The organism is Flavobacterium sasangense DSM 21067, from assembly GCF_000686885.1.
GTDB classification, from domain to species: domain Bacteria; phylum Bacteroidota; class Bacteroidia; order Flavobacteriales; family Flavobacteriaceae; genus Flavobacterium; species Flavobacterium sasangense.
This window is the reverse complement of sequence record NZ_JMLU01000003.1, coordinates 148,238-172,222: the sequence shown is the minus strand read 5'-3', so window position 1 is coordinate 172,222 and position 23,985 is coordinate 148,238. Positions and strand designations below refer to the sequence as shown.

Annotated in this window: 12 protein-coding genes; 8 read left to right on the top strand and 4 right to left on the bottom strand. The window is 34.2% G+C overall.

Going from position 1 to position 23,985, the window contains the following annotated elements:
• The first annotated feature begins 178 nt into the window (after window positions 1-178).
• From rpoB to BP92_RS0103990, 6 genes are all read left to right on the top strand, one after another.
• A complete protein-coding gene (gene rpoB, locus BP92_RS0104015; RefSeq protein WP_026724868.1) occupies window positions 179-3,991 on the top strand; it encodes a DNA-directed RNA polymerase subunit beta in 3,813 nt (1,270 codons plus the stop codon).
• A 246-nt stretch (window positions 3,992-4,237) separates the two neighbouring features.
• Window positions 4,238-8,545 (top strand): DNA-directed RNA polymerase subunit beta', encoded by a 4,308-nt coding sequence (gene rpoC, locus BP92_RS0104010; protein WP_026724867.1) that lies wholly within the window; start codon window positions 4,238-4,240, stop codon window positions 8,543-8,545.
• Window positions 8,546-8,729: 184 nt separating this feature from the next.
• On the top strand, window positions 8,730-9,038 hold the full coding sequence (locus BP92_RS0104005) for a DUF3467 domain-containing protein (protein WP_026724866.1): 309 nt from the start codon (window positions 8,730-8,732) through the stop codon (window positions 9,036-9,038).
• A 166-nt stretch (window positions 9,039-9,204) separates the two neighbouring features.
• Window positions 9,205-15,621 carry an Ig-like domain-containing protein gene (locus BP92_RS0104000; protein ID WP_160169115.1) on the top strand — a complete coding sequence of 2,139 codons (6,417 nt, stop codon included), beginning with the start codon at window positions 9,205-9,207 and terminating at the stop codon, window positions 15,619-15,621.
• Window positions 15,622-15,690: 69 nt separating this feature from the next.
• Window positions 15,691-16,185, top strand: a complete 495-nt coding sequence (locus BP92_RS0103995; protein ID WP_026724864.1) for a GNAT family N-acetyltransferase — start codon at window positions 15,691-15,693, stop codon at window positions 16,183-16,185.
• A 233-nt stretch (window positions 16,186-16,418) separates the two neighbouring features.
• Window positions 16,419-16,898 carry a hypothetical protein gene (locus BP92_RS0103990; protein ID WP_026724863.1) on the top strand — a complete coding sequence of 160 codons (480 nt, stop codon included), beginning with the start codon at window positions 16,419-16,421 and terminating at the stop codon, window positions 16,896-16,898.
• A gap of 85 nt (window positions 16,899-16,983) precedes the next feature.
• Here the strand turns inward: BP92_RS0103990 and rluF are convergent, their stop codons facing one another.
• From rluF to BP92_RS0103975, 3 genes are all read right to left on the bottom strand, one after another.
• Entirely contained in the window at window positions 16,984-17,772 is a 789-nt protein-coding gene (gene rluF / locus BP92_RS0103985; protein WP_026724862.1) for a 23S rRNA pseudouridine(2604) synthase RluF, read from the bottom strand.
• Window positions 17,773-17,945: 173 nt separating this feature from the next.
• Entirely contained in the window at window positions 17,946-18,725 is a 780-nt protein-coding gene (locus BP92_RS0103980) for a zinc ribbon domain-containing protein (protein ID WP_026724861.1), read from the bottom strand.
• A gap of 2 nt (window positions 18,726-18,727) precedes the next feature.
• Window positions 18,728-19,843: a Nif3-like dinuclear metal center hexameric protein gene (locus BP92_RS0103975; RefSeq protein ID WP_026724860.1), complete on the bottom strand. Its 1,116-nt coding sequence runs from the start codon at window positions 19,841-19,843 to the stop codon at window positions 18,728-18,730.
• A 110-nt stretch (window positions 19,844-19,953) separates the two neighbouring features.
• Here BP92_RS0103975 and lpxK point away from each other — a divergent pair, with 110 nt between their 5' ends.
• Both lpxK and BP92_RS0103965 read left to right on the top strand, forming a co-directional pair.
• Complete coding sequence (gene lpxK, locus BP92_RS0103970; protein ID WP_026724859.1) at window positions 19,954-20,967, top strand: tetraacyldisaccharide 4'-kinase; 1,014 nt, start codon at window positions 19,954-19,956, stop codon at window positions 20,965-20,967.
• A complete protein-coding gene (locus BP92_RS0103965) occupies window positions 20,939-21,751 on the top strand; it encodes a purine-nucleoside phosphorylase (RefSeq protein WP_026724858.1) in 813 nt (270 codons plus the stop codon). The genes lpxK and BP92_RS0103965 overlap by 29 nt, the downstream gene beginning before the upstream one ends.
• Here the strand turns inward: BP92_RS0103965 and BP92_RS0103960 are convergent.
• A complete protein-coding gene (locus BP92_RS0103960) occupies window positions 21,726-23,936 on the bottom strand; it encodes a tetratricopeptide repeat-containing hybrid sensor histidine kinase/response regulator (RefSeq protein WP_245598362.1) in 2,211 nt (736 codons plus the stop codon). The genes BP92_RS0103965 and BP92_RS0103960 overlap by 26 nt on opposite strands.
• Window positions 23,937-23,985 lie beyond the last annotated feature (49 nt).

Here is a 23,985-nt window from a genome sequence, read left to right as displayed (position 1 = left end):
TGCGTATATTAAATTATTGTATTTTTTATGCGTTTAAAAGTAAACAATAACGAAGAAAAAAATTAAACTATCTTTCCTGGTTTATTTTAAAGATGTATTGTTTATTTAAAAGGAAGTATTATTAAAACAGTGTATTTACACAAAAATTACTTTTTTTAAATCAAAATTTTATCCATTGATGATTGCTAATCAGACTGAAAGATTAAATTTTGCTTCAACAAAAAACATTCCACAATATCCAGATTTTCTAGATATTCAAGTGAAATCGTTTAAAGATTTTTTTCAATTAGAAACTAAATCTGACGAAAGAGGCAACGAAGGGCTGTATAATACCTTCATGGAAAATTTCCCAATTACGGATACGAGAAATCAATTCGTATTAGAATTCCTAGATTATTTTATTGATCCACCTAGATATACCATCGAAGAGTGTATTGATAGAGGCTTAACTTATAGTGTGCCTCTTAAAGCTAGATTAAAATTATATTGTACTGACCCTGAACACGAGGATTTTGAAACAATTGTTCAAGATGTGTATTTAGGAACAATACCATATATGACACCTAGCGGTACATTCGTAATCAATGGTGCTGAGCGTGTAGTTGTATCGCAATTACACAGATCTCCGGGTGTATTCTTTGGTCAGTCTTTCCATGCAAATGGAACTAAATTATATTCTGCCAGAATTATTCCTTTTAAAGGTTCTTGGATTGAATTCGCTACCGATATCAACAACGTAATGTATGCGTATATCGATAGAAAGAAAAAATTACCTGTAACTACTTTATTTAGAGCTATCGGATTTGAAAGAGATAAAGATATCTTAGAAATTTTCGACTTAGCTGAAGAAATTAAAGTATCTAAAACAGGAATCAAGAAATATGCTGGAAGAAGACTTGCTGCACGTGTATTAAATACATGGCATGAAGACTTCGTGGATGAGGATACTGGTGAAGTGGTTTCTATTGAGCGTAACGAAATTATCTTAGATCGTGATACGATTCTTGATAAAGATAATATCGAAGAAATAATTGAAGCAGACGTAAAAACTATTCTTTTACATAAAGAGGATAACAACGCGGCTGATTACACAATTATCCACAATACGTTACAAAAAGACCCAACAAACTCTGAAAAAGAGGCCGTTGAGCATATTTACAGACAATTACGTAACGCGGAACCGCCTGATGAGGAAACGGCTCGTGGTATTATAGATAAATTGTTCTTCTCTGACCAACGTTATAACTTAGGTGAAGTAGGTCGTTACAGAATGAACAAAAAGTTAAATCTTGATATTCCTATGGAAAAACAAGTTTTAACTAAAGAAGATATTATTACAATCGTTAAATATTTGATCGAATTAATCAACTCTAAAGCAGAGATTGATGATATCGACCACTTATCAAACCGTCGTGTAAGAACTGTTGGTGAGCAATTATCAGCTCAGTTCGGAGTAGGTTTAGCTCGTATGGCTAGAACTATCCGTGAGAGAATGAACGTTCGTGATAACGAGGTGTTTACACCTATCGATTTGATTAATGCTAAAACATTATCATCGGTAATTAACTCATTCTTTGGAACGAACCAGTTATCTCAGTTTATGGACCAAACAAACCCATTAGCAGAGATTACACACAAACGTCGTTTATCTGCCCTTGGACCTGGAGGTTTATCTAGAGAAAGAGCTGGTTTCGAGGTTCGTGACGTTCACTATACGCACTACGGAAGACTTTGTCCAATTGAAACTCCAGAGGGACCAAACATTGGTTTGATTTCATCTTTAGGGGTATATGCAAAAGTTAACGGAATGGGTTTCATCGAAACTCCTTACCGTAAAGTTGTAAACGGACAAGTTGATTTAGTTTCTGAACCTATTTACTTAAGTGCAGAGGAAGAAGAAGGTAAAATGATTGCGCAAGCAAACATTGAAATGGATGCTAACGGAAAAATTACGGCTGATAAAGTTATTGCTCGTGAGGAAGGTGACTTCCCAGTAGTAGAACCAACAGTTGTTCATTATACAGACGTTGCTCCAAATCAGATTGCTTCGATTTCAGCTTCATTGATTCCTTTCTTAGAGCATGATGATGCGAACCGTGCGTTGATGGGATCTAACATGATGCGTCAGGCCGTTCCATTATTACGTCCTGAGGCTCCAATCGTAGGTACTGGTTTAGAAAGACAAGTTGCTTCTGATTCAAGAGTATTAATCAACGCTGAAGGTAGCGGAACTGTAGAGTATGTTGATGCTAATATGATTACCATCAAATATGACAGAACTGAAGAAGAGCGTATGGTAAGCTTTGATACAGATGAGAAAACATATCAGTTAATCAAATATAGAAAAACCAATCAAAGTACTTGTATTAACTTAAAGCCTATCGTTAGAAAAGGTGACAGAGTTACTAAAGGTCAAGTATTATGTGAAGGTTATGCTACTCAAAACGGAGAATTAGCAATTGGTAGAAACTTAAAAGTGGCGTTTATGCCATGGAAAGGTTACAACTTCGAGGATGCAATCGTAATCTCTGAAAAAGTAGTTCGTGATGATATTTTTACATCATTACATATTGATGATTATACATTAGAAGTTCGTGATACTAAATTAGGTAACGAAGAATTAACTAATGATATTCCTAACGTTTCTGAAGAAGCTACTAAAGATTTAGATGAAAACGGTATGATTAGAATTGGTGCAGAGGTAAAACCTGGCGATATTCTAATCGGAAAAATTACACCAAAAGGTGAATCAGATCCTACTCCAGAAGAAAAACTTTTAAGAGCTATCTTCGGTGATAAAGCAGGTGATGTAAAAGATGCTTCATTAAAAGCGTCTCCATCTTTACACGGTGTGGTTTTAGATAAAAAATTATTTGCGAAAGCAGTAAAAGATAAGAGAAAACGTTCTAAAGATAAAGAAGACGTTGATAAATTAGAAACTGAATTTGAAGTTAAGTACAACGACTTAAAAGACAAGTTAATTGAAAAATTATTTGTTATCATCGATGGTAAGACTTCTCAAGGTGTAATGAACGATTTAGGTGAAGAAGTATTACCAAAAGGTAAAAAATTCACTAAAAAGATGTTACAAGGAGTAGAAGATTTTGCTCACTTAACTAAAGGTCAGTGGACAACAGATGAGCATACTAATGCAATGGTGAACGACTTAATTCACAACTACAAAATCAAATTAAACGATTTACAAGGTTGGTTAAGAAGAGAGAAATTTACTATTACAGTTGGAGATGAATTACCTTCTGGAATTTTAAAACTTGCTAAAGTTTACATCGCTAAGAAACGTAAATTAAAAGTAGGTGATAAAATGGCAGGACGTCACGGTAACAAAGGTATTGTTGCTAAAATCGTTCGTCATGAAGATATGCCATTCTTAGAAGACGGAACACCAGTAGATATCGTATTGAATCCACTAGGGGTACCATCTCGTATGAACATCGGTCAGATTTATGAAACGGTTCTTGGTTGGGCTGGACAAAAATTGAACAAGAAATTTGCTACTCCAATTTTTGACGGTGCTACTTTAGATCAAATTAATGAATTAACAGACGAAGCAGGAATTCCAAGATTCGGTCATACTTACTTGTATGATGGAGGAACTGGAGAGCGTTTCCACCAACGTGCAACTGTGGGTGTAATTTACATGTTGAAATTAGGACACATGGTAGATGACAAAATGCACGCTCGTTCTATTGGTCCATACTCGTTAATTACACAACAACCATTAGGAGGTAAGGCCCAATTTGGAGGTCAGCGTTTTGGAGAGATGGAGGTTTGGGCACTTGAAGCATACGGTGCATCAAGTACTTTAAGAGAAATCTTGACTGTTAAATCGGATGACGTAATTGGTAGAGCTAAAACTTACGAAGCTATCGTAAAAGGTGAGACTATGCCAGAACCAGGATTACCAGAATCATTTAATGTATTAATGCATGAATTGAAAGGTCTTGGGTTAGACATCAGATTAGAAGAATAAATAAGAATGCAGTATTCAGTTCCGATTTCTCGGAGCTGAATACTTATTTATAATAAGTTTTTAAAGATTTATACCCGTAAACCGTTCCGATTTTTTATGCGATGCTAAATTGTATAACTAGCACTTCAAGGTGAAAGAGACTTGAGGTTTTGAGAAGTAATTCGAGGTAGTAGCTGAATGATTTAGTCTTTTTTCAAGCCGAAAATCATAAATCTAAATTTTAATAATAAATCAATAGTAAAAACTATGATGAATAATAGAAATAATAAAGATAAAAACCAAATCAAAAGGTTTAACAAAATCACGATAGGGTTAGCTTCTCCAGAATCTATTTTAGGAGAATCTAGAGGTGAGGTTTTAAAACCAGAGACTATCAACTATCGTACACACAAACCAGAAAGAGATGGTCTTTTCTGTGAGCGTATTTTCGGGCCTGTTAAAGACTACGAATGTGCTTGTGGAAAATATAAAAGAATTCGCTACAAAGGAATCGTTTGTGACCGATGTGGTGTTGAAGTAACAGAGAAAAAAGTACGTAGAGATAGAGTTGGACACATCAATCTTGTTGTGCCTATCGCTCATATCTGGTATTTCCGTTCGTTACCAAACAAAATTGGTTATATTTTAGGTTTACCATCTAAGAAATTAGATATGATTATTTACTACGAAAGATACGTAGTAATTCAAGCAGGTATTGCTAAAAATGCTGATGGCGAATCATTACAAAGATTAGATTTCCTTACGGAAGAAGAGTATTTAAATATCTTAGATACACTTCCAATGGAAAATCAATATTTAGATGATAACGATCCTAATAAATTCATTGCTAAAATGGGTGCTGAATGTATTATGGATTTATTAGCTCGTACTGACTTAGATGAACTTTCTTATAGTTTACGTCACGCAGCTAATAACGAAACATCTAAACAACGTAAAACAGAAGCATTAAAACGTTTAAATGTTGTAGAATCATTCCGTGAGTCTAACTTAAACAGAGAAAACCGTCCTGAATGGATGATTTTAAAAGTAATTCCAGTTATTCCACCAGAATTACGTCCGTTAGTGCCACTTGATGGAGGTCGTTTCGCAACTTCAGATTTAAATGATTTATACAGAAGAGTTATCATCCGTAACAACCGTTTAAAAAGATTAATGGAAATCAAAGCTCCAGAAGTAATCTTAAGAAACGAAAAACGTATGTTACAAGAATCTGTAGATTCATTATTTGATAACACTCGTAAAGCTTCTGCTGTTAAAACAGAATCAAACAGACCATTAAAATCTTTATCAGATTCATTAAAAGGTAAGCAAGGTCGTTTCCGTCAAAACTTATTAGGAAAACGTGTGGATTATTCTGCTCGTTCGGTAATTGTTGTTGGACCAGAAATGAAATTGTTCGAATGTGGTCTTCCAAAAGATATGGCTGCTGAACTATACAAACCATTCGTTATTCGTAAGTTAATCGAAAGAGGAATCGTTAAAACAGTTAAGTCGGCTAAGAAAATTATCGACAAAAAAGAGCCAGTAGTATGGGATATTTTAGAGAATGTAATTAAAGGACATCCTGTATTATTAAACCGTGCTCCTACGCTTCACCGTTTAGGTATTCAAGCATTCCAACCTAAGTTAATTGAAGGAAAAGCAATCCAGTTACACCCATTAGTATGTACGGCATTCAACGCCGATTTCGATGGTGACCAGATGGCGGTTCACTTACCATTAGGACCAGAAGCTATTTTAGAGGCACAATTATTAATGTTGGCTTCTCACAATATCTTGAATCCTGCGAATGGTGCTCCTATTACAGTACCTTCTCAAGACATGGTACTTGGTCTTTATTATATGACCAAAGAGCGTTTGTCTACTCCAGAAATGAAAATTTTAGGAGAAGGTTTAACTTTCTATTCAGCTGAAGAGGTAAATATCGCTTTAAATGAAGGAAGATTAGAGTTAAATGCTAGAGTGAAAATTAGAGCAAAAGACTTTAATGAAGAAGGAGAATTAGTTACAAAAATTATTCAAACTACAGCTGGTAGAGTATTATTTAATGAAGTAGTACCTGAAGCTGCAGGATATATTAATGAGGTATTAACTAAGAAATCACTTCGTGATATTATTGGTAAAATCTTAGCGGTGACTGACGTTCCTACAACTGCGGCTTTCTTGGATAACATGAAAGATATGGGGTATAAGTTCGCATTCCGTGGAGGATTATCTTTCTCATTAGGTGATATTAGAATTCCAGAACAAAAAACGCAGTTAATTGCTGATGCTCGTGAGCAAGTTGATGGAATTTCGATGAACTATAGTATGGGTCTTATTACCAATAACGAACGTTACAACCAAGTTATTGATATCTGGACTTCTGCGAATGCTCAATTAACAGAATTAGCTATGAAAAATATCCGTGAAGACCAACAAGGTTTCAACTCGGTATATATGATGCTTGACTCTGGGGCGAGGGGTTCTAAAGAACAGATTCGTCAGTTAACTGGTATGCGTGGTTTGATGGCTAAGCCGAAAAAATCAACTGCTGCTGGTGGTGAAATTATTGAAAACCCAATTCTTTCTAACTTTAAGGAAGGTCTTTCGATTCTTGAGTACTTTATTTCTACTCACGGTGCTCGTAAAGGTCTTGCGGATACGGCTCTTAAAACGGCCGATGCTGGTTACTTAACTCGTAGATTACATGATGTATCTCAAGATGTTATCGTTAATTCAGTAGACTGTGGTACATTAAGAGGTATTGAAGTTTCTGCTTTAAAGAAAAACGAGGAAATCGTTGAAACTTTAGGAGAAAGAATCTTAGGTCGTGTAGCATTACAAAATGTAATTAATCCTCTTGATTCTGAAATCTTAGTTCATGCTGGTGAGCAAATCACGGAAGCTATCGTTAAGAAAATTGAAGCATCTCCAGTAGAAAGAGTAGAAGTTCGTTCTCCATTAACATGTGAAGCTACAAAAGGTATTTGTGCTAAATGTTACGGAAGAAACTTAGCTACAGGAAAAATGACTCAGAAAGGTGAAGCAGTTGGTGTTATTGCAGCGCAATCAATTGGTGAGCCAGGTACACAGTTAACACTTCGTACGTTCCACGTTGGAGGGGTTGCTGGAGGTATCTCTGAAGAATCTAGTATTGTTACTCGTTTTGCAGGTAGATTAGAAATTGAAGATTTAAAAACAGTTAAAGGTGAAGATGCTGAAGGTAATACTGTTGATATTGTAATTTCTCGTTCTACTGAGTTAAAATTAGTAGATGCTAAAACAGGAATTTTATTAAATACACACTATATTCCTTACGGTTCAAGTATTTTTGTTAAAGACGGAGACGTTGTTGAAAAAGGTACTACAATCTGTAAATGGGATCCATATAATGGAGTTATTGTTTCAGAATTTACAGGAAAAATTGCTTATGAAGATTTAGAACAAGGACAATCGTTCTTAGTTGAAATCGATGAGCAAACAGGTTTCCAAGAAAAAGTAATTTCTGAAGGTAGAAATAAAAAATTAGTTCCTACTTTATTAATTTATGGTAAAGATGGTGAATTGATTCGTTCTTACAACTTACCAGTAGGGGCTCACCTTATGGTAGATGACGGAGAGAAAATTAAAGCTGGTAAGATTTTAGTTAAAATTCCTCGTCGTTCTTCAAAAGCGGGAGATATTACAGGAGGTTTACCAAGAATTACCGAGTTGTTAGAAGCTCGTAATCCTTCAAACCCTGCAGTAGTTTCTGAAATTGATGGAGTTGTAACATTCGGAAAAATTAAGAGAGGTAACCGCGAAATCGCTATCGAGTCTAAATTTGGTGAAGTGAAGAAATACTTAGTAAAACTTTCGAACCAAATCTTAGTTCAAGAGAACGACTACGTAAAAGCAGGAACTCCACTTTCTGACGGAGCAATTACACCAGAAGATATTTTAAGAATTCAAGGACCATCTGCTGTTCAACAGTATTTAGTAAATGAAATTCAAGAGGTATACCGTTTACAAGGGGTAAAAATCAATGACAAACACTTTGAAGTGGTTATTCGTCAGATGATGCGTAAAGTAAGAATTGTTGATCCAGGAGATACTTTATTCTTAGAAGATCAATTAGCTCATACAAGCGATTTCCTTGTTGAAAACGACAAATTATACGGAATGAAAGTAGTAGAGGATGCAGGTGACTCTGAAAATTTAAAACCAGGTCAAATTATTTCTCCACGTCAGTTAAGAGATGAAAATTCGTTATTAAAACGTAATGATAAAAACTTAGTAGTGGCTCGTGATGTTATTACTGCAACTGCAACTCCAGTACTTCAAGGTATTACGAGAGCATCGTTACAAACGAAATCATTCATTTCTGCTGCATCGTTCCAAGAAACTACTAAAGTATTAAACGAAGCTGCAGTAGCAGGTAAAGTAGATACTTTAGAAGGATTAAAAGAAAACGTTATTGTAGGTCACAGAATCCCAGCTGGTACAGGTATGAGAGACTACGACAATACAATAGTAGGTTCTAAAGAAGAATACAATGAGTTAATGGCTGCTAAAGAAGAGTTTAACTACTAATTAGCTTCATTATTCCAATATAAGCCTAACAGATTTTCTGTTAGGCTTTTTTTTTACCCAAATTATACTTATTCTTGTATAAGATTCTTGAATATCACTTAAATGAACTTAATAATGCAATATAAGGTCTAATAAAAGTTAAAAAAAACTTACATGACTTATATGTTTAAAAATTTAAAAAGAAATGGAAAATAATAACCAACAAGGGCAAATTAACATCGAATTAGATGAACAAACAGCAGAAGGAACGTATTCTAATTTAGCAATTATCAATCATTCTAATTCAGAGTTTGTAGTTGATTTTGTTACGATTATGCCTGGCGTACCAAAGGCGAAAGTAAAATCTAGAATTATCTTAACGCCACAACACGCAAAACGTTTACTAAAAGCATTAGGAGAAAACATTCACCGTTTTGAAAGTGCTCACGGAAAAATCGAAGAAGGAGAACAACCTTCAATTCCTTTAAATTTTGGTCCAACAGGACAAGCTTAATATGATATCCTCAACATGTGTTGGAGATATGTTTTTTATGCATCTCATCGATTAATTATGCATTTCATCGTTGATTTTTCTTAGTAATTGTTTTTTTTTGGAAATTGTGTAACTTTTTGTAAAATTCATGTTTTACACTAAGAAACTAATTAACAAAATTATTTTTATGAAACACAATTACGATTCCGTTGACATGTTAAAAGAAACATGTTCAACAAATTCTTCACAAAAAGAAGAAACATCGTACTCAGTTAAAAAACAAACATGGCTTTCGTTTTTATCTGCGTTCTTGATGTTATTTTCTTTTGTTTTTGTACAAGGACAATCAGTAACTAACTACGTCTTTAGTACAACAACAACTGGTTCATTAGCGTTAGATGCTAATGGAAATACTGTTGATATGTCAATAGGAACAACTCAATTGGTTGCTTCGGGTGTTGATACATCAGTATCCACTGTTCAAGCAATAGGTTTTGATTTTATTGGTATGGGAACATTACAAACTAATTTCTCAGCCAATTCAAATGGAGCTATGGGTTTAGGAAATGTAGCAATAGGCACATCAGGTACAACTAATGCGGGAACAGCTACAACAATGTTTATAGCGCCTTTTGGTGGTGATCACGCTACTCATGCAACAGGTAAAGTGCATTATAAAGTAGTTGGTTCTGCTCCAAACAGAACTCTTGTTGTAGAATGGTTAAATATGGAGATGGATTGGGGGTCTTCCACTGCGAATGGAACTTACCAAGCTAGAATTTATGAAACTTCGGGGGTTGTTGAATTTGTTTATGGAGCAATGGCTGTTGCTGATACTTTTACTACTGGTCCAATAATTGGTTTTTCAGGCGGAGCAGTAGCAGGTAAAATTGCATCTATAACTTCTTCAACAAATGCGCTCACAACTAATGGTACTGCTTTTGTAAACAATACTTACACAGTAGCTGCAATTGCAAATTTAGATTCAAGTGCAAATGGTTCAAGAAGAACTTACGTATTTACACCATCTACATTGCCAGTTTCAGCTCCTACTACACTAACATTTTCGGGAATTACTTCAGCGGGAACTACTGTAAACTGGGTTGATAATTCAACAAATGAATCTGCATTTTTAGTAACAAGAGCTACAGATGCAACTTTTACTACTAATGTTGTTACTACAATTGTAGCGTCAACATCAACTGCAGCGACAGGAGGTGCATATAATTCTATTCAAACTAGTTTATTGCCAAGTACATTGTATTATTATAAAGTTCAAGCTATTTCTGAAGCTGTTTTTTCAACTGAAATATCAGGTTCTCAAGTAACAAATGCTCCTGGGATTTTTATTTCAGTTGCAAATGGTAACTGGACAAATCCTGCAACATGGGATGCAAATGCTGTTCCTACAGGAGCAGATAGTGCAATTGTGGCGGTACATACTGTGACAATTGATGCGGCAAGTTTATCAATTAATAACTTAACGGTTCAAGGCTCTTTAGAGTTTGGTGCAACTCCAACAACTTTCAATGTTAATGGGAATTTAACTGTTGAAGCGGGAGGGGAGTTTCTTGTATTTAACGGTACAACTGGTAAAGCAATTGTTGTTACTGGAAATATAGTGAATGATGGAAATATCGATTTGTCAATTGGAGCAACAACTGAAGGAAGTTTGACTTTAAATGGAACTACAGTTCAATCAATTACTGGTTCTGGAACGTTTGCTAACAATAAAATTAGAAATTTAATTTTTAGTAATACATCAACTGCAATTCCAAATATTAACTGGGGATTTGATGATATTAGTGTTGAATATAATTTAACAATATCAAATGCTAAGATTGATTTAGGGGGTAATAAAATTAATTATGGTGTTAGTGCAACTTCAACAGGTAATACATTTGCATTTACAAATGGAGGTTTTTTAAACGGAACTTTTTCTAGATGGTGGACTTCAGGAGGAACGGGTTATACTACTTCTGGTCCTACAACAATTCCAGCCGGAGCTGCTGGTAGATATCCTTTTTACTCACCTACAGGAGAGCAAAGAATTTTTTATCTTGGAAGAACAACCCCAACGGTTGGAGGTAAATATGCAGTAACATATAATAATGCTACTACTAGTACTACAGGTTTAAATATTACAGATGGTGCTGCAACTATAACCAATAGATGGGATGGGAATTTTGTTGTTACTTTAGACGGAACAACTCCTGCTGCCGCTTCTAACTGGATAACAATGTTTACTCCAGGTGCTTTCTTCACAACAGCGACTGGAGCTAGAGTTTTAGGACAAAGTGTAGCTTTATCAGGAACTCATGTTAATACTTCTAATGCACCATATGGTCAAAGAAGTGGAGTTACAACTACTGATTTAACATCCGCTACTGGATTATATCTTGGAGTTAATGCTGCTGATGTACCAGTTGTTTCAATTGCATCAGGCGATTGGAATTCAACAAGTACTTGGAATGGAGGAGTGGTTCCTGCATGTGCTGATGTAGCTGTAATTGCTAATGGACATACGGTTACTTCTTCAACTTCTGGTAATTTCGCTAAAGGTGTTACTATTGCTACTGGAGGTACTTTAGTAGTTTCTGCTGGAGATTTAACAGTGGGTTGTACATTAAATAATAATACTTTAGCAAATAGTGGTACTTTAACCGTTTCTGGTGGTCTATTAGCTGTTAATGGAAATATGGTTCACAATGCTGCTTCGATTTTTAATCAAAGTGGTGGTGATATTCTTGTAGATGGAAATGAAGGTGGTGTTGCAGCAAATTCTGTTGCTTCGGGAGTGGCAATTGTACAGTTGAATTCGCAATTTATTAACTGGACTGGTGGTGCTTTAACAATTCTTGATCCTCATGCTAATGCTACTGCTTCAAATACTTTAGCGTTTAATAACAGTACTGCACATGTAAATGTTCCAAACACACATACACTAAAATTAGGAGATGGTGTTTCTACAGATGCTGGTGGACATGCTAATGGTTTTAGATTAAATACTTACGCAGGTCTTAATAGAATTTTATTTGGTAACTTAGAAGTAAACACTTTAGGAGGTACAAATAGAATTGTAACTACTACATATTCTTTAGGTTTCGGCGGAAATGTAACAATTGAGCCAAACTCAGAAGTGTTATTTGGAACGTCTTATGTAGCGGGTAACATTGTTAATAATGGTACTTTTACTTCTACAACTTCATTGTTTTTAGCAAACTATTTAAATGGTGCTGAAACTGCAACTACAAATGCGCAAACTATTGGAGGTGCAGGAGTTTATAGAAACTTAGCTGCTGCTCCAACGGCAAACTTAACTTCATTAACGGTTAATAATACTAATGCTACAGGTGTAACGTTAAATGTGCCTTTATCTGTTAGTGGTACATTAACAATGACTTCTGGTATTATTAATACTACAAACACAAATTTATTATCATTAGGAACTGCAGCGGCAGCGGGAACTTTAGCAGGTACGCCAAGTGCTACTAACATGGTTAGAGGGCCTTTTGCAAGAACAATTGCAAATGCTAATGCAAATACGAATTATTTGCTTTTCCCTGTTGGAAAAGTTGCTTATGCACCTATTTGGGCTGCACCTGCTACTACTGCAGTTACTGTGATGAAAGCAGAAACTTTCGATTCTAATACTGGAACTTTAAATGCAGCAATTGCAAATATGTCAACCAACAGAAGATGGGAATTACCATTAGTATCAGGAACGATTAGTAATATCAATGTTAGATTGGGCGATGCTGGAATTGTATCTACGAGTATTCCAGTTCAAGCACCTTCTGCTAGTGGTGAATATACAAGTGCTTTTGGTTCTGTTGCTTCTGCTGTTGCAGGAGTTTCAACTCAATCAACTACGCCTGTACTAAGCGCAAGTTATACTGGTTTCTTAAGTTATGCAGATTCTAACGCTTGTGTTGGAGTTCCGACTCCAGGTAATACAATTGCTTCAAGTAATGCAATTTGTTTAGGAACTTCGGTTACTTTAAGTTTACAAAATTTAACAACAGGTTCAGGGGTTACTTATCAATGGTTCTCATCAACAGATGGGGTTTCTTATTCACCAATAGCAACTGCTACGAATCCAACTTATGCTACAGTGCCAACTGCTGCTACTTACTTTAGATGTGAAGTAACTTGTGCTTCTGGTCCTTCAACTGCAACTTCAACTCCTGTATATGTAACTTTTGCAAATGAAGTAACTGCAACGGTACCTGGTGCAAGATGTGGAACCGGAACTGTTGATTTAAGTGCTGCGCCAAGCGCGGGATCAACTATAAACTGGTATGCCAATGCAACTGGTGGATCATCACTTGCTTCAGGTTCGACATTTACTACACCTTCAATTGCTACAACAACTACTTACTATGCAGCTGCAACAACTGCCTCTGCTGGTAGTTTAGTTTTGGGAGCTGGAGCAACTAACTCATCTTCTACAGCTGCAAGTTTCTTGCCTGGTAGTTGGGGTGGAGCAAAAACTCAATATGTAATCCGTGCATCAGAATTAATACAAGCTGGTTTAACAGCGGGTCCAATTACTAATTTAGGATTTGAACCAACTAACTCTGGTCAAACCTATCAAGGATTCTATGTTCAAATTGGTCATACAACTGAATCTGTTGCTCCTTCTACTACTTTTATTGCGAATGCAGGTTTAAATTTTGTATACGCTGGTACTGAAGCAAATGATGGATTTACGCCTGTTGCGGGTTCTGTAAACAACTTGACTTTTGGAACTGGTGCTGGAACTACAAGTAGTTTTGTATGGGATGGGACTTCAAATATTGTTGTTTCAATTTCTTGGTCAAGAGTACCTGCTGCATCAACTTCAACGTCTACTACTATGAAGGTTGATAACGTTGGGTTTGTTTCAACTGCTTACAGACAAAGAGATAATATTACTCCAACTGAGATGTTAAATGAAACTGGAGTTGCAACTTTTTCAGGGACATCATCTAATAGACCAAGATTTACAATTAATGGACAATTAATTTGTTCTTCACCAAGAGTTGCTGTGGTAGCTACTGTTTCTACGCCTCCAACATTAACTTTGAGTGGTGCTACTGCAACAATTTGTTCTGGAGATTCTTCAAGTGCAGTTACTTTAACTGCAGGTTCTGGTGACTATGATACTTTTGTTTGGAGCCCTGCTACAGGTGTAAGTGGAAATGCTGTTTCTGGATGGACTTTCAATCCAACGATAACAACTAATTATACTTTAACGGCTAGTCAAACTTCGGGTGCTTTATGTGCTACAACTGCGACTTATACCGTTAATGTTAACCCATTACCAACGAATTTAACAATTACTCCAGCAGCACCTTCTATTTGTATTAATACTGTTCAAAGTTTAGCTGTTACTGGTGGAACTGTAGGAGTAGTTGGGAAAATAGGTTCTGGAGTAGCTACAAATACAACATCAACTCCTTTCAAAGGTTGGTTTGGTGGTTCAAAAACTCAAGCACTTTATACGCCAGCTGAATTAACTGCTTTAGGTGTTGAGGCTGGACAAAGTATAAGATCTATTGGTTATGTAGCTTTATCAGGAACACCTATAGTGTTGAATAATTTTACTATAAATGCTGGTTTTGTTTCTAATACAACTTTAGGAGCAGCGTTTATTCCTGGTGCAACTAACGTTGTTTTAGCACCTACTAATTACACACCTGCTGCAACTGGAAATATTGATTTTACACTTTCAACTCCTTTAACTTGGGATGGTGTATCTAGTTTATTAATTGAGACATGTTTTAATAATAACAATGGCGGAGGTGTAAGTGCAAACTCTATTTCTGTTGAATCTACAGTTGTGGCTACAGGTTTAAATTTATATCGTTCAGAAGATAGTACAGCTGATGTTTGTACTAATTTAACAGCTCCAACAGCTACTACAACAAGACCAAATCTTAGAATTTCTACATTAGAAACAGCTAACATTACTTGGTCTCCTGTAACTAATTTATTTACTGATGCTGGAGCAACAATTCCATATACAGGAACAAATGCAACAACAGTTTATGTACAGTCAGCAACTCCTAGTACAACAGTTTATACTGCTACTGCTACAATAGGTGCAACAGGATGTTTTAGAAGTAATACCGTAAGTGTTACTGTAAATGCTTTGCCTGATGCAACAATTACACGAGTTGTTGATACATTAACTGCTGCTGAAAATGGTGCAACTTACCAATGGTATACTTGTAGTGCGGGTCCTGTTTATACAATTATTCCTGGTGAAACTTCACAATCATATACAGCAACTGCAATTGGTAGTTATGCTGTGGATGTAACTAAAAACGGATGTACTACAAGAAGTACATGTTTTGATGTTACTACTTTAGGAACTTCTTCTTTTGATATGAATGCTTTAACGGTTTATCCTAATCCAGTTGTAGATATTTTATCAATTAGATATAATGAAGAAATTACTGCAATTAACGTTTATGACTTAAGTGGAAGATTGGTGAAACAAATTACGCCAAATCAAACTGAAGTTGAGGTGAACATGTCTGAATTAGCTGCTGCAATGTATATTGTAAAAGTAAACGCAGGTGGAAACCAAACTGAGATTAAAGTAATTAAAAAATAAAGTTAAGTTTTTTAAATAAAAAAGGGTCAATCTTTCGAGGTTGGCCCTTTTTGTTTTTATTTTAGCAGTATGAAAATAGTACTTTGTAAAATAGAACAATTAAATGTGGTTATCGACTTAACCAAGAAAATTTGGCCTGTAGCTTATGGAGAAATTTTATCCAAAGCGCAATTGGATTATATGATTGAAAAGTTTTATAACGAAACTGCTTTGTGCGAATTAATGCAGAAAGGACACATTTTTTATTTAGCACTAGACGATAACGATAATTACGTAGGTTTTGTTTCCTATGAAATCAACAGCGAACCCAACAAAACCAAAATCCACAAGATTTACGTCTTACCCGAAACACAAGGAACAGGTTTAGGGAGACAATTCTTTGAATTGGTAAAAGAAAAAGCAATTGAAAACCACCAAAAAGCCATTTTCTTAAACGTAAACAAATACAACAACGCTATACATTTTTACACCAAACTAGGTTTTACAAAAGTAAAAGACGAAGTTATTGATATTGGAAACGGTTACGTAATGGATGATTACGTGATGGAAGTTGCAATCTTTTAAAAATAATTCACTTGAATACGGATTTCCACATTTTGGTTTGGAAAATCTTTTGTATATTACATCAGATTTGAACAAATTGTATTTTGTTTTTGTAAAATTTTGATAATGATTATTTTAATATTCATTATCTTTTATGAAATTTGGGAATTTACTTCTAAAATGACATTAATGAATTATGTGAGTTATAAATCTAAAAATTAATTAGGAATATAAAAAATGTATAAATAAATATTATGAAAAAAAGTGTTTTTTGGCTAGTATTATTATGTTTGAATGTTTTATTTTCTTGTTCTTCTTCAGATGAGGAAAATGTACAAGAGGATTTTTTAGCACCAGCATATATGAAGGGATGTAAATATAATGATGGTGATTATGACAATGTATCAGGAGATAATGGTTCAATATTTTGTTTTTATTCAGAAGAAGATAATATTGTAAAAATAACAATATATAATGCTGATACAAATGGGAATGGTCCTGCTGGAGACCCTATTGAAAATTATACAGTAGATTTAAATAGAGCATCAATTTCAGGTAGTGGTTTTAACTATACTGTAATTTCTAATGGTACGACTTTCAAATTTAGATTTAATAGTAATACTCTTGATCAAAATGAACCTGGATATTATCAAAGAGTTACTGTTACTGTTGGTAATAATATTATACATTTTAAACCATATAGTTGTTCTTTTGTTGAAAGTTATATTCCATAATTCAATTGCAGTTGTTGAGAGTGTCACATTTGTAACTCAATAAAAAAAGCACGAGAAACTCTCGTGCTTTTTTAAATTATATTTTTTATCGATTTCGCTCCCCATAATTCCTCTTCCCAGTAAACTTACCTTTATTACTTGGTAAACTTGCTTCTTCGGTTTTGCTGGAAGGTTCTATTAATCTATTTAATTCCGTTATTTCAGCATCAGTTAAGTTTCGGTATTTGCCTTCTTGTACGTCTAAGGAAATGTTGATGATTCGTGTACGTTTTAAGGCTGTTACTTCGTAATCTAAATATTCACACATTCTACGAATTTGTCTATTCAAACCTTGTGTTAGAATAATTCGGAAAACATATTTGCTAATTTGTTCTACTTTACATTTCTTGGTAATCGTTTCCAAAATCGGAATTCCGTTTGCCATTCGGTCAATAAATCGATCCGTAATTGGTTTGTTTACGGTTACGATATATTCTTTTTCGTGATTGTTTCTCGCTCTAAGAATCTTGTTTACAATATCGCCATCATTCGTCATAAAAATCAAACCTTCACTGGCTTTGTCCAAACGACCAATAGGAAAAATACGCTCTGGATAATTGATGAAATCAACAATGTTGTCACGCACGCTTAAATTAGTGGTACATTCAATTCCCGCAGGTTTGTAAAACGCTAAATAAATAGGTTTCTCGTTTTTCTGTTGTACTAATTCACCATTCACACGAACTTCATCACCAGGCGCCACTTTAGTACCCATTTCCGGAATCTTTCCGTTAATAGTAACTCTTCCTTGCTCAATCAAACGATCGGCCTCTCTGCGAGAACAAAAACCGGTTTCCGATAAATATTTGTTGATGCGTACTGTATTTTCTTCCATGATACAAAGATAGGTTTTTTTAGTAAATAGTGAGTAGTGAATAGTGAATAGCAAGTTTTCTTCAGAAAAATAAGCTTTGCGAACTTTGCGAAAAAACTTTGCGTCTTTGCGTTAAAAAACAAAAAAAAGCCCTTTTAAAAAAAGGACTTTCATTTATTTGGAAAAGGTTTCAATTAGATGCTAGCAAATAATTTTTCCATTTTTTCTTTTTCTTCGTCAGCTAAAACACCGTCTACTAAGATTCTTCCACTGTGCTCATCTGTAATGATTTTTTTGCGAGCTGCAATTTCCATTTGCGTTTGTGGTGGAATTGTAAAGAATGAACCAGCAGAAGCGCCACGCTCAATTGAAACAACCGCTAATCCGTTTCTTACACTGTTTCTAATTCTGTCGTAAGCAGCAATTAAACGCTCTTCAATTTGACCTCTTAATTCTTCTGATTTTGCTGATAAGAAGTTTTCTTCTTTTTCAGTTTCAGCCATAATATCGCTTAATTCCGCTTTTTTATGTTTTAAGTGGGTTTGTTTTCCGTCTAATTTTTCTTTAGTTTGAGCTACAACTTCTTTTTTGTGCTCAATAGAAGCTTTCATTTCTTTAATGTGTTTTTCAGCTAATTGAATTTCTAATTCCTGAAACTCCACTTCTTTAGTTAAAGAGTTGAATTCTCTATTATTACGAACGTTTTTTTGTTGCTCTAAATATTTTTTAATCGCAGTTTTGTGTTCGTCGATAGCGTTTTTCTTTACTTTGATTTGCTCGTCAATAGTTTCTAAATCGCTTTTTAGTTTTTCTAAACGAGTAGAAAGTCCCGCTACTTCATCTTCTAAATCTTCTACTTCAAGAGGCAATTCTCCTCTTACATTTCTTATTTCGTCTATTTTAGAATCAACTAGTTGTAAAGCATAAAGGGCTCTTAACTTATCTTCTACACTTAGCTCTTTGATTGTTGCCATATTTAAAAGTACTTAACTGGATTTGTATTTTCTTCTGATAAAATAATTCCGCATTGCAGCGAATTTGGTGCAAAATTAGTGATTTTTTCTTTAAGAAAATCAACAATATAATTTTTTGTAAATCTTTCGCTTTCAAAATGCCCAATATCTGCCAAAAGTAATTGATTTTCAGCTTCATAGAATTGGTGATATTTTAAGTCGGCCGTAAGATAAGCGTCTGCGCCTGAGGAAATTGCATTCTTAATTGCAAAACTACCGCTTCCGCCCAAAACGGCTACTTTTTTTATCGATTTTCCTGTAAAAGCGGAATGTCTGATACCTTCACATTGTAATTTCTCCTTTACCAATTGTAAAAACTCGGTTTCAGAAAGCGGATTTTCGAATTCGCCAACGCGTCCCAAACCAATATTTTGATGTTTGTTTTCCAATTGATAAATTTCGTAAGCCACCTCTTCATACACATGATTTTTGAATAAAGCCTTCAAGATTTTCCCTTGCAAATGCTTTTCAAACGTCATTTCAATTTTAATTTCTTCGTTCTCTACAAATTCAAAACGTTCTCCAATTTGTGGATTCGAATTTTCATTTCCTAAATAGGTTCCAATTCCTTTTGAATTAAAACTACAATCTTCATAATTTCCAATGGTTCCAGCGCCTGCATCAAACAAAGCATTTCTTAATTTTTCAAAGTTTTCAGGAATTGTATAGGTAACTAATTTTTGAATGTAATTTTCTTTCGGAATCAATACTTTCGAATGTTTCAAACCTAAAGCATCACAGAAAATTTTATTCACTCCTTTTTGATGATTGTCCAAAGCAGTATGAACGGCATAAATCGCAATGTCGTTTTTTATTGCTTTTAAAATCGCACGTTCCACATAATTTTTACCCGTAATTTTCTTAATTCCCGAAAACAAAATAGGATGGAAGCAAACAACCAAATTACATTTTTTTGAAATCGCTTCATCAATTACCGATTCCAATGCATCATGACAAACTAAAACGCCATCAATTTCTTGATTCGGGTTTCCAACTAAAAGTCCCACATTATCAAAATCTTCGGCATAACCTAATGGCGCCATTTCTTCAAGAACAGAAAGTATATCGGAAAGTTTCATGATACAAAATTTAAAAAAATGTTTATACAAATTAACGAAATACTACTAAGAAATGAAATGATAGATCGCATAAACTTTAATATAAAGATAATTTATTATACTTTCGTAATATGATTTTGTTACGAAAAATACTTTTTCCTTTAGCCTTTTTGTATTGGCTCATTACGTTTATCCGAAATTGGCTTTACGATAAAGGCATTTTTAAAAGTCATTCTTTTGATATTCCAATTATTGCGGTTGGAAATCTTAGTGTTGGTGGCACCGGAAAAACGCCTCAAATCGAATATTTAATCCGATTACTTTCTGAAAAGTATAAAGTCGCGGTTTTGAGTCGTGGTTACAAGCGTACGACCGAAGGTTTTATTTTGGCGGATGAAAACGCTACTGCGAGTTCTATTGGTGATGAACCATTTCAGTTTTATTCGAAATTTCCAAACATTCAAGTAGCGGTTGATGCGAATAGAAAAAACGGAATTGAAAATTTATTGCAACTTCAAGATAAACCAGATGTTATTTTATTGGACGATGCTTTCCAGCATAGAAAAGTAAAAGCTGGTTTTTATATTTTGCTTACGGCTTATGATGATTTGTTTTGCGATGACTATATTTTGCCTTTCGGGAATTTACGCGAACCGTCTTCTGGAAAAAAACGTGCTGATATGATAATTGTCACAAAATGTCCGAATGATTTGTCCGAAATTGCGCAGCTGAAAATCAGAGAAAAGTTGAACGTGAAACAACAAGTTTTCTTTACAACCATTCAGTACGACGATTATGTTTTTGGAAATGAGTGTCAATTATTAGTTTCTGAAATTCAATCCGAAAGTAAAGTTTTGGTAGCAGGAATTGCAAAACCTAAATTGTTTTTCGATTTTCTTAAAAATGAGGAGGATGAAACTTTGGTGTTTCCAGATCATCATCATTTTTCAAAGCAAGATTGTGAACAAATTTTAGCGAAAGCTAACGGAAGAAAAATAATTACAACAGAAAAAGATTTTGTTCGTTTAAACGGATTATTGCCAAAAGGGCAATTGTTCTATTTACCAATAAAATCAACTTTTTTAAATACAAACATTGATAAAACGATAGAAGATTATGTGGGACAAAGTTCAAGAAACAGTTAGTTACATTAAAAATAAAACCAATTTTACACCAGAATATGGCGTTATTTTAGGCTCAGGATTAGGCGGATTTACAGCAGATATTGCAATCGAATATACTTTGCCTTATTCGGAAATTCCAAATTTTCCAGTTTCAACGGTGCAAGGGCATCAAGGGGCTTTGGTTTTTGGAACAATCCAAGGGAAAAAAGTAGTGGCAATGCAAGGACGTTTTCATTTTTATGAAGGGTACGATATGAAACAAGTAACGTTTCCAGTTCGTGTGATGAAATATTTAGGAGTTGAAAAATTAGTGGTTTCGAATGCTTCGGGAGGTGTTAATCCGGAATATGTTGTTGGAGATGTTGTTGTCATAACTGATCATATTAATATGATGCCTGAACATCCATTAAGAGGTCATAACGACGAACGCTTTGGGCCAAGATTTGTAAATATGAGCGAGCCTTACTCAAAAGCTATGATTGCAAAAGCATTTGAATTGGCCAAAGAATTGAATATCGATTTGAAAAAAGGAATTTATTTAGGGTTACAAGGACCAACATTTGAAACGCTTGCCGAATACAAAATGGTAAAAGCTTTAGGTGCAGATTGCGTTGGAATGTCAACTGTTCCAGAAGTTATTGTAGCACGTCACATGGACATGGAATGCTTCGGAGTTTCTGTAATTACCGATATGGGTGACGAGGAAAATATCGAAGAAGTAAACCATGAAGAGGTTTTACAAGCGGCTCAAAAGGCAGAACCTCATGTAAGAAATTTAATTAAGAATTTGATTGCTCAGTACTAGTTAAGTATTTAGTTACCACATTATAGAAATGCTCTGGTTCAAAAGGTTTGGTGATTACTTCATTCATACCATAGGACAAGAGCATTTCTCTGTTTTCATTCAAAGAGATTGCTGTTAATGCCACGATAGGAGTGCAAGTGTTGAATTTTCTAATTTCACTTGTAGCTTCTGTTCCGTTGATTCCTGGTAAATGAACGTCCATAAGAATTAAATCGTAGTTATTGATTTTTACATCTTCGATAGCATCTTCACCATTATCTATAATATTGCAAGAAATCCCTCTTTTTTCAAGCATTTTTTGTGTAATCATTTGGTTGATTTTGTTGTCCTCAACTAATAATACTTTTTTCTCAGTCAATAGCGATTGAGAAGGTTTTATAACTTCTTCTTTTACTTTGTTTGCTATTCCTTTTTCAAATTGTAATTCGAAACTAAAAGTACTTCCTTTTCCAGATTCACTATGAAGATGAATTTCACTTCCCATTAATTCTAATATTTTCTTCACAATGGAAAGTCCAAGACCCGTTCCGCCATAAGTACGGTTAATTTCAACAGAACCTTGACTAAAACTATCAAAAATTGCTTCTTGTTTGTCTTTTGGAATTCCTATTCCATTATCTTTAATTTCAAAATAAAGCGTCGCATTTTCAGTGGTTTCTTGTCTCTTTTTGATGGTGCACCAAACATCACCATTTTTACTGAATTTGATGGCGTTGTTCAATAAATTGATAAGGATTTGAGAAAGTTTTGTTGGGTCACCTTTTAAATTGAAATCAATGGATTTGTCAATGTCAAGATGGCATTTGATATTGTTTTCGTGAATGAATTCTTTAAAAGAAGTTACAATGTTTTCGGTTAGTTCCGATAGGTTAAAATTGATTTTCTCAATAACCACTTTATCCGATTCTAAACGGTTGATTTCTAATATATCATTAATAAAATTTAACAGATAATTTCCAGAGAACTCAAGTGATTTCAGGTAATTTAGTTGACTTGCTTTAGGTTTTTCTTGTAATAAAAGATAGGTAATACCATTAATAGCATTCAAAGGTGTGCGTAGTTCATGACTTACGGTCGATAAGAAGTCAGCTCTCGCTTTTGATGCTCGTTCTGCTTTATCTTTTTCTATAGTTAATTCTCTGTTTTTCTCTTTTAGAAGTTTATTCGTGCTGATTCTAATTTTATTGTTTTTGTATAATGATAAACTCAATAGCGATAAAATGGAAATTAAAGCAATACTCAAAATACTAATTAACTTAGAAAAGCGTAATGTTTTTTGTTGGCTCTTTTTTTCTTTATCGAGTTGTTCAATCGTCTTAAGTTGTTTGTCAAATTGAATTTTATCAACGGTGTTTTCAGCTACATAACTATTGTAATATTTTCCAATAGAATCTGTTAAATCGGCATATTTTTTTAAATATAAATTAGAGCTTGAAATGTTTTTGTTTTTTTCATAAGTCGAACTAAGAAGCTTATAAATGCGTTTAGTTAGTTGAAAATCATTGTTGTTTGTTTCGTTAGTTTGATTGGCAAGGTTTAAATAGTTGATGGCTTGCGGATAATTTTTCTTAAAAATTTCAATTTCTCCTAACTGAATATATGCTTCTGTTTTTGTACTTAGCAAAGCATCATCACTAATATTTTCTACGACACCTTTTAATATAGTGCTAGCTTCATCAATCTTTCCTTTTTCTTTTTTTATGATGGCTTTTTGAAGATTGATTAATTCAATAGCTTCAAGGAAATTTAATTTTTTATAAATAACCGTAGCTTTTTCAAAGTAAATTTCAGCATTGGAAATATTGTTTTTTTTGAGATAACATTTTCCTAAGCCATAGTATGAAAGCGCAATATTTGAATTAGGTTCTCCTTTGCTGTAAATACTAATAGCTCTAATGTAATAATCGATTGCTAAATCATTTTTTTCAAGTTCGTAAAAAATGGTAGCTAGTTGTAGATAACAGTCAGCAAGTTTGTTGTCTAGATTATTTGCTTTAGCATATTCAATAGCTTTTTCGGTATACAAAATAGCTTTAGTGTAGGATTTTTTGGCTTCTTTATTGAAAAGACCAATTTCTAAGTAATAATCAGTGCTATCACTTATTTTTCCAGCATCTTTGTAGACAGACTGTGTGTAACCATTTATAGTTACGAATAGAAATAATATGAAAAGTCGTTTAATCAAGAAATGCCTGAGTTAAATTTAACCCTGCAATTTAAAGTTTTTTAGCGAT